This is a genomic window from Pseudomonas sp. FW305-20 (assembly GCF_058788075.1).
In genome coordinates, this window is record NZ_JBYTAJ010000051.1 from 19432 (window position 1) to 28462 (window position 9031).

General features: G+C 60.8%; 5 protein-coding genes. 1 reads left to right on the plus strand and 4 read right to left on the minus strand.

The genetic code is table 11. The features are described 5' to 3' along the window. Positions 1–25: 25 nt before the first annotated feature. The 4 genes from AC3WP4_RS27130 to AC3WP4_RS27145 all read right to left on the minus strand — a co-directional run bounded on the left by AC3WP4_RS27130 (position 26) and on the right by AC3WP4_RS27145 (position 7602). Positions 26–2284, minus strand: a complete 2259-nt coding sequence (locus AC3WP4_RS27130; protein ID WP_102615009.1) for a glycoside hydrolase — start codon at positions 2282–2284, stop codon at positions 26–28. 100 nt (positions 2285–2384) lie between these two features. Beyond that, the gene (locus AC3WP4_RS27135) at positions 2385–5438 is read right to left on the minus strand and encodes an efflux RND transporter permease subunit (protein ID WP_102615010.1); all 3054 of its coding nucleotides are present in this window, start codon (positions 5436–5438) and stop codon (positions 2385–2387) included. Next, positions 5435–6502, minus strand: coding sequence for an efflux RND transporter periplasmic adaptor subunit (locus tag AC3WP4_RS27140; RefSeq protein ID WP_074872509.1), 1068 nt, complete (start codon positions 6500–6502; stop codon positions 5435–5437). The genes AC3WP4_RS27135 and AC3WP4_RS27140 overlap by 4 nt, the downstream gene beginning before the upstream one ends. Then, on the minus strand, positions 6499–7602 hold the full coding sequence (locus AC3WP4_RS27145) for an efflux RND transporter periplasmic adaptor subunit (protein WP_102615011.1): 1104 nt from the start codon (positions 7600–7602) through the stop codon (positions 6499–6501). The genes AC3WP4_RS27140 and AC3WP4_RS27145 overlap by 4 nt, the downstream gene beginning before the upstream one ends. Positions 7603–7759: 157 nt before the next feature. On the opposite strand from AC3WP4_RS27145, the gene AC3WP4_RS27150 reads away from it, so the two are divergent. After that, positions 7760–8920 carry an AAA family ATPase gene (locus AC3WP4_RS27150; RefSeq protein WP_102615012.1) on the plus strand — a complete coding sequence of 387 codons (1161 nt, stop codon included), beginning with the start codon at positions 7760–7762 and terminating at the stop codon, positions 8918–8920. Positions 8921–9031 lie beyond the last annotated feature (111 nt).

Here is a 9031-nt window from a genome sequence, read left to right on the forward strand (position 1 = left end):
TCGCGATCAGGTTCGCGACGGTTTTCTAACGTTGCACAGCGACTTGATAGGTCGTCACTCCCCCGCTCGCGTCAAACGCGGTAATGCTTCGATCGGCCAGCGGTCGCCCATCCATCTCACGTTCGCGTACATCAAAGTTCGCCACCAGCCTGGTGCCATCGGCGAACGTTGTCTGCTGTACCTGACGGTCTTCAGTCAGCCAACGGAAACCTGTCATTGCCTGAGTCGCCAGACGCTCATGCAGCGGGCGGAAGAACACATCCTGACGCGCAATCACCGGTAACCGCTGCTTCAGCGTCGCCGCACTCAGGTGATACAGCGGCGGCACGTTGTAGAGCAATTGCGTCAGCTCATTATCGGCGCGCACATTGCTCAACTTAAGGCTGTCGAACAACCAATGATGGGTGGTGATCACCGAGCCATGGAACACCGCCTGATAAAGCGGCAAGCGCGTTTGCGGCGCAAAGTGAACCGTGCGATAGGGTTCCTTGAGCGGCACGGGCTTGAAGAAAACCTGCGGCTGTTCATCAGGAAACCAGCGGCCCAGGTAATAGGGCGACTTCGGATTCTTGCTCATATCCGAATCCCCCCAGCCGATCACCGGTGTCTGCATCCCATGGGCAAACAACACACCTTGGGCCGTGGTGGCGTTGCCATCCTCGGAGCCGGTCGGTAGCTTCAATGTCTCGTTGACCCAACGCGAAGCATCGATGTTGCCTTCGGCATTTTGCACCTGAGTCATGGTCGCTCCCACACGGTAGCTGTCGAACAGCATGCCAGTGGCGTAGGCGTCCAGAAACCAGCTATTGAATCCGGCCTTGCCAAGCACAGCCCTGATGCGCGCTTCAAGCAATGGCCGAACACAACGCGGATCGGTGTAATGCCCCGATTGCTGAAACCCGCTTTTGAACGTCCCGGTTTCCAGCACGACCGCACATTCCTGGTTGGCTCTGGAGCCCAGATGCGCGGTGGTCCAGTCCGGGTTTTCAGTGATGGTCAGCGCCGTTTCATAGGAATCATAAGGCGCCACCAGATAACCTGCGGCAACGCCTTGGCGCACCGTTTCAGGATGCCAGAGCCCCCCTTCCCAACCCTCGCCAAGGCCAAGCCATAATCGCGTCAGGCCTGCAGCTTTCAGTTGTTCGATTGTGGTGGGTGACAAGGTATTGCCCCAGCGTTCCGGGGTTGCCGTCAAAGCATCGGAAAACGCCACTGCCAGCTCAGCACGTAACACGCCGTAGCCGTCAGCCAGTTTTTGCATGTCCGGTTCGACCACAGACTGCCAGCCGCTGCGTGCCTTCTTGTTGAGTGCAGCATTGAGGCTGCGTAGCAACGTGGCTTGCTGGTAACGATCAAGCGGTGGCTCAGCCCGGGCCAGTAACTGCGAGCTTTCAGTGTCAAAACTGGGACGTAACTCGCTGGCCAGCAGCCCATTACCGCGCAACCTTTTCAGCAAGGCTGGCCAGCTTCGAACATCCTCCGGTCCGAGCAGGTCATTACCCCACAGATAAGCATGACTGGCGCCCAGGAGCTTTTTGGCTTCGGGAGTCTTCAGCAGTTTGTCGCTCAAGGTTTCGTATTGCCCGCTGTCGACCAACCATTTCCGATAGCGCCTGGCACCCGCCAACAGATCGACATCACCCAACGACAGCTTGAAAGTCAGCGGTGCATTGGGCTCGAGGGAGGTGAATTGATGATGAACAGTCAGAGCAAGGGTGTTGTTGTTTTCGGCGCTGAAGATCAGGCGATTGTTGTAAGGGTTGGTCATCAGCCAGTTCAGCGTGAAGCCACCGTGATCAACGCCCCACAGCGGCAGACTCAGGTCTTGGGTGGTATTGAACGCCCCCTGATCGAGCAGAAAGGTTTGCCACAGCGGATCACCGGCAGGCACGTAACGCCCCTCGGCCAGCGGCCAGATCAGCCCTTTTCCCATGGAACTGCCAGGCTGTTTCAGAAAGCTCAGTTCACCGGGATCACGGGCCGTGATGGACAGGGACAGGTCACGCTGATCGAGGGCGGCACTGAGCGTCCAGGCGCCGCCATCCCACTGCCAGTCCATGCGATTGGCGCTTTGCTTGAGGTTGCTGACCTTATACCCGGTAACGCCCGACGAGGCTTGCACTGGCAAATGTTGTGCGGGAGTGACAAGGATCGCCAGCGTGGCGGGATCGAGTTCGACGCGCCACTGCGAATTTTCCAGCACATTGCCAGCCAGCGTCGGGGGTGAACACAACAGAGCGCCGAGCAACAGCACATAGCGCAGACAATGAGTCATCGGTGACATCGAAGTCCCTCCTCCATCAGGAAAGGGACCGTACAGCAACGCACCGGCCATGTAAGTAGGACCGTTCCCAAACGTCACTCGGGAACGATCAACCCACCAATTACTGCGCTTGCTTTTTCGGTTCGCGGATTTTGTACCAGGCCACATACAGCGCCGGCAAAAACAGCAATGTCAGCAGCGTCGCAATAACAATCCCGCCAATCATCGCGTAGGCCATCGGCCCCCAGAACACTTCCCGGGCGATCGGAATCATCCCCAGGCTCGCCGCCGCTGCCGTCAATAGAATCGGCCGGCGACGATGTTCCGTGGCTTGCACCACCGCATCCCACGGTGCATGGCCGTCCTTCTCCAGGGCTTCGATCTGCGTCACCAGAATCACCGAGTTGCGGATGATGATGCCGATCAGCGCCAGAATCCCCAGGATCGCCACAAAGCCCATCGGCGTGCCCGTCGGGATCAGCGCCAGCACCACGCCAATCAAGCCGAGTGGTGCGACGCTGGCCACCAGGAACAGCTTCTGCACGCTGTGCAACTGGATCATCAGGAAGGTCGCCATCAAAAACAGCATCAACGGCACGACCTTGGCAATCGGGCCCTGGGCCTTGGCGCTTTCCTCGACGGTGCCGCCCGTGGCGACCTTGTAGCCCACCGGCAAACTGGCGGCGAATTTATCGATGTCGGGTTGGAGTTGTTTCACCAGGTCGGTCGGCTGAATTTCGTCGCGCACCGCCGCCTTAATGGTGATGGTCGGTTTGCGGTCGCGGCGCCAGACCAGCGGCTGCTCGAGTTCATAACGCACGGAAGCGAACGCCAGCAGCGGAATCGACGTGCCGCCCGGCGTGACGATCTGCAAGTTCTGCAGGGTTTCCGGGGTGCCTCGCTCGGCGTCTACCGCACGCCCCACCACGTTGATCAGGTAGATATCGTCATCGACCTGAGTCACCGGCGCACCGACCACAATGCTGTTCATCAGGTTGGCCACGTCTTCCGACGACAGCCCCAATTGCCGCGCCTTGTCCTGCGCGATGTCGATGCGCAGGACTTTGCCCGGTTCGTTCCAGTCGTAAATGATCTCGCCGATGTGGGTGTTTTTATCCAGCTCGGTGGCCAGGGCGATGGCGTGTTTGCGCACCTGATCGATGTCCTTGCCGCTGACCCGGTACTGAATCGGCCGACCTACCGGCGGGCCCATTTCCAGCGCCTGGACGTAGCTGCCGACACCGACAAAATCCTTGCGCAGGCGCTCGCGCAAGCGTTGGCTCAGCGCGTTACGCGATTCCAGCCCTTTGCTGACGATCACCAATTGCGCGTAGTACGGGTTCTGCAATTGCTGGTCGAGGGGCAGGTAGAAACGGATCGCACCTTCGCCGATGTAGGTGCTCCAGCGCACGATGTCCGGGTCGCCCTTGAGCGTCGCTTCGAGTTTGTCCACAGCCTTGCGGGTTTCGGCAATCGAGGCGTTTTGCGGCAGGTTCAGGTCGACGAGGATTTCCGGGCGATCCGAGGACGGGAAGAACTGGTTCTGCACGAACTGCATGGAAAACACCGACGCCACAAACAGTGCAACGGTGATGCCGATCGCCCACCAACGATTGCGCATGGCCCAGAGCATGCCGTAATTGAACGCCCGACCGATGCGCCCCGGTTCCGCGTCGTGAGGTTTCACATTGGCGCTGAGGATGTGCACGCCGATCACCGGGGCGAACAGCACCGCGACAACCCACGACACGATCATGGCCACCGCGATCACCGCGAACAGGGTGAAGGTGTACTCGCCGGCCGAGCTGGCGTTCAGGCCGATGGGCACGAAACCGGCCACCGTCACCAACGTACCGGTGAGCATCGGGAACGCGGTCGAGGTGTAGGCGAACGTAGCGGCCTGCTCCTTGGTATCGCCCAGTTCCAGGCGCGTGACCATCATCTCGACGGTGATCATCGCGTCATCCACCAGCAGGCCGAGGGCGATGATCAACGCGCCGAGGGAAATCCGCTGCATGGTGATGCCGCTGTACTCCATGAAGACGAAGACCATCGCCAGCACCAGCGGAATCGAGCACGCCACCACCAGCCCGGCGCGGACGCCGAGGCTGATGAAGCTGACGATCAGCACGATCACTACCGCTTCGAACAACGCGCTGGTAAAGCCGCCGACGGCTTTTTCCACCACTTCGGCCTGGTCGGAAACGTTGTGCACGCCGACGCCCACCGGCAGGTCGGCGGTCAGGTCGTTCATGCGCTGGTGCAGCGCGCTGCCGAACACCTGGATGTTGCCGCCCTTCTTCATCGCAATGGCAAGGCCGATGGCAGGGTGGCCGTTGAAGCGGAATTCCGGCGTTGACGGATCGACGTAACCACGGCTGATCTCGGCGATGTCGGCCAAGCGGTAGAAACGATCGTTGAGCCGCAGGTTGACGTTTTCCAGGTCTTTCTCGGAGGCGAACTGCCCGGTCGTGCGCACGGAAATCCGCTCGGGACCGGCCTCGATCACACCCGCCGGGGTCACCGCGTTTTGCGATTGCAGGCTCTGCACCACCTGACGCTGATCGATACCCAAAGCCGCCAGTTTGCGGGTGGAGAAGTTCAGATAGAGGACTTCATCCTGCTCGCCGACCATCTCGACCTTGCCCAGCCCCGGTACTTCGCGGATCTCGGCGCGGACCTGCTCGACGTAATCGCGCAATTGGCGCATCGACAAGCCGTCGGCGGTAAAGGCGTACACCGAGCCGAACACGTCACCGAATTCATCGTTGAATCCCGGCCCTTGCAGGCCTTGGGGGAAGTCACCGCGAATGTCATTGATCTTCTTGCGCACCTGGTACCAGATTTCCGGGATGTCCTTGGCGCTGGTGGTATCACGCAAATTAACGAAGACCGTCGACTCGCCGGGGCGGGTGTAGCTTTTCACGTAGTCGAGCGAGTCGAGCTCTTCGAGTTTTTTCTCGATCCGGTCAGTGACCTGCTTGAGGGTTTCTTCCTGGGTCGCGCCCGGCCAGCGAGTCTGGATCACCATGGTTTTGATGGTGAATGACGGGTCTTCCTCGCGTCCCAGGTTCAGGTACGAGAACACGCCCATCAGCAGCGCGACGAACATCAAATACCAGACAAACGACTGATGCTTGAGGGCCCATTCGGATAAGTTGAAACTCCCTTTCATTGCGGGCTGTCCTCATCGATTTTTACTTTCTGCCCCGGTTTCAGGCTGTTCACGCCGGCACTGACCACCCGCTCGCCGGACTTCACGCCGTTGGCCAACACCATCGTTGAGCCAGTGCGGCTGATCAGGCTGACGTCTCGCGGGGAAACAGTTTGGGTCTGCGGGTCGACGACCCAAATCCGCGGTTTTCCATCGACTTCCTGGAGCGCGGTCAGGGGCAGTTCGATACGCGGTTTGATCGCGGAGCTGAGGGTCACGCTGATGGCTGTGCCCAGGCGAAAACCCGGTGGGGTGTCGGTCAATGTCAGGCGGGCGCGACGGGTGCGGGTCGCGCTTTGCGCCTGGGGTTCGATTTCGCGAATGATCGCGGTGCTGGTGATGCTCGGGTCGAGTTGGGCGGCCACCTGAAACACCACGTCATTCGGCAACTGGTCGACCAGGGTGTCCGGCAGGTCGATCACCGCTTCCTTGATGTTCGGCTGCGCCAGGGTCACCACTTGCTGGCCGGCGCTGACGACTTGCCCGGCTTCGGCGTTCCACGCGGTGACGATGGCTTGGTGATCGGCGCGCAGTTCGACGTAGTTGAGCTGGTCCTTGGCCTGATCGACCGCAGCCTTCGCTTGATCGAGGGAGGCCTGGGTGGTTTTGAGGTCGGTCTGTGCGATGTCGAGTTGCGCCTGGGCGCCCACGCCGCGATCGAACAACTCTTGCTGACGCCGGGCGTTGGCCTGGGCGTTGATGAGTTGCGCCTGGACATTGGCCAGATCACCCTGGGCGGAGCGCAACTGGTTCTGCTGATCGGTGGGGTCGAGGGTTGCGAGTAACGCCCCCTGATCGACTTCGGCACCGACATCCACATGACGGCTGGCGATACGCCCTGACACCCGGAAGCCGACATTGCTTTCATACCGGGCCTGGATGCTGCCGGCGAAGCGGCCCAGGCTTTCTTCGTCCAGAGACTGGACCTTGATGGACAGCACCGGACGCACAGGCTCCGGCGGCGATTCCTTTTCCGAGCAGGCCACCAGCATCACACCGGCGCATACCAGTAACAGACGCTTCATGACTGGGCTCCTGCGGCTAAATCCTTAGAGGTGTCTTCGGCGATTTCCACCTTCACGCCAGGGTGCAGCAACTGGCCGCCGGCAATGACCACTTTTTCACCGCCCTTCAGGCCGGCGCTGATGATCACTTTGCCCGTCAAGTAGCGGCCGACCGTGACGTTGTGCAGCTGTGCCTTGCCCTCGCCGTCCACCAGCCACACCGCCGGCTCGCTGAGATTTTTGGTCAGTGCCGACCAGGGCAGTTCGACCGCCGACTTGCCTGGCGTCTGGGCCGTGGCACTCACCACCGAACCGAGCTGCATGCCTTCCGGTAGTCCTTTGAGCGTGACTTTGACCTGCACCGTGCCAGTCTGCGCAGAGACGGCCGGGGTGATTTCCCGAACAGTGCCGGTGGTTTTCACCTCAGGTTTGTCGATCAGGCTGACGACCACCGCTTTCCCCTCTGGTGGCTCTGTCAGCAGCGACTCGTAGACGTTGAACACGGCGTCGCGCTCACCGTCCCGGGCCAGGCTGAAAATCGGCACGGTGGCCTGCACCACTTGGCCGACTTCGGCCTGCCGCGCGGTAATCACCCCCGGCGCGTCGGCGACCAACGCGGTGTAGCCCAGTTGTTCCCGGGCGTTGGCCAGTTGCGCCTGGGCCGCCGTCAAGGCGCTTTGGCTGCTGCGCAAGGCGGCTTGGGCGGAATCGTATTCACTTTGGCTGGTATAGCCCTTGGGCAGGAGTTTTTGCTGGCGAACGAAGGCGGCGGCGGTCTGTTTGACTCGGGCCTGCTCGGCAACAACTTGCGCCTGGGCCGAGTCGACGCTGGTTTGCAGGTCCTTGGGATCGAGCCTGGCCAGAACCTGTTTGGCCGAAACCCGGTCACCGACATCGACTGTACGCTGGATGATCTTGCCGCCCACGCGGAACGACAGATCGGTCTGGACCCGCGCCTGAACATCACCGGTCAGGGTCACTGTCGCTGCGTAATCCGCAGGTTTTACTTCTTGCACGAATACCCGCGGACGGTCCTTTTCGACCGGTTTTTCATCGCCACAGGCGCTCAGCAGGACAAGGAGGCTCAGGCCAACCACTGTTTTCAATCCGGGACCCACTATGCAGACTCCTTTGCGTTGTACGAACGTGCAGATGGCGATACGACTGTGAGCTTAGAACAGGGTTCCAAGGGTGCGCCTCACGGTTTGAAATAAAGCCTGGCGCACGATGACGTCGACAATAAGGCAGAATCGCGCACCACGCAGCAGGAAGCTTCCCATGCTCAAAACCCTAGCGGTGGCCAATTACCGCTCGATCAATAAATTGGTGATTCCTCTGGGTCGGTTGAACCTGATCACCGGTCCGAATGGCAGCGGCAAATCCAACCTCTACCGCGCGTTGCGCCTGCTGGCGGAAACCGCTCAGGGCGGCGTGGTCAATGCGTTGGCCCGCGAGGGTGGGCTGGATTCGACATTCTGGGCCGGCCCGGAAAACATCAGCCGACGGATGCGTAATGGCGACGTTCCGATCGAGGCGAGCGTACGGCACGGCGCCAAACGCCTGCGCCTGGGGTTTGCCGGGGAAGATTTCAGCTACTCGATCGCGCTGGGTCTGCCGGAGCCGAGCCTTTCCGCGTTTTCTCTGGACCCGGAAATCAAGAAGGAATGCATCTGGTCCGGCCCGTTTTACCGCCCGGCCAGCCTGCTGGTGGATCGCAACGGCCCAATGATCCGAGCCCGGACCGGTCGCGGCTGGGAGGTGCTGGCCCAACACACGCCGAATTTCGACAGCCTGTTCGATCAGGTCGGCAGCTTTCGCACCTCGCCGGAAGTCATGCAGTTGCGTGAATTCATCCGCCGCTGGCGATTCTATGATCACTTTCGCAGCGACGCCGACGCGCCGGTGCGTCAACCGCAATTGGGCACCCGCACACCGGTGCTGCATCACGACGGTCGAGATCTGGCGGCTGCGTTGCAGACAATCCGCGAAATCGGCGATCCCGAAGCCTTGCAGGCTGCCGTCAGTGACGCCTTCCCTGGCGCGCGATTGAACATCGCGACGCTTCAGGGTGGACGCTTTGCCATCGAGTTTTACCAGGAAGGCTTGTTGAGGCCCTTGTCGGCGGCCGAGTTGTCGGACGGGACGTTGCGCTATTTGCTGCTGGTCGCGGCGCTGCTGACGCCTCGGCCGCCGACGCTGATGGTGTTGAACGAGCCGGAAACCAGTTTGCACCCGGACTTGTTGCCAGCGTTGGCGCGGTTGATTATTCGCGCGTCCGAGCAGTGTCAGGTGTGGGTGGTTTCGCATGCACGGCGGTTGATCTCGGCGTTGCAGGAGGACCCGGAGTGCAATTGCATTGTGCTGGAGAAAAACCTGGGCCAGACCGGGATTGTCGGGCAGCGGATGCTGGATGAGCCCGCGTGGTATTGGCCGGACTGAGGTACACAGATCGTTCCCACGCTCTGCGTGGTAATGCAGCCCGTGACGCTCCGCGTCACTGGACGCGGAGCGTCCCTAGAGGCATTCCCACGCGGAGCGTGGGAACGATCA

Coding starts and splice junctions, on each gene's coding strand:
- AC3WP4_RS27150 (WP_102615012.1), top strand. CDS start 7,760: ATGCTCAAAACCCTAGCGGTGGCCAATTACCGCTCGATCAATAAATTG.
- AC3WP4_RS27140 (WP_074872509.1), bottom strand. CDS start 6,502: ATGAAGCGTCTGTTACTGGTATGCGCCGGTGTGATGCTGGTGGCCTGC.
- AC3WP4_RS27135 (WP_102615010.1), bottom strand. CDS start 5,438: ATGAAAGGGAGTTTCAACTTATCCGAATGGGCCCTCAAGCATCAGTCG.
- AC3WP4_RS27130 (WP_102615009.1), bottom strand. CDS start 2,284: ATGTCACCGATGACTCATTGTCTGCGCTATGTGCTGTTGCTCGGCGCT.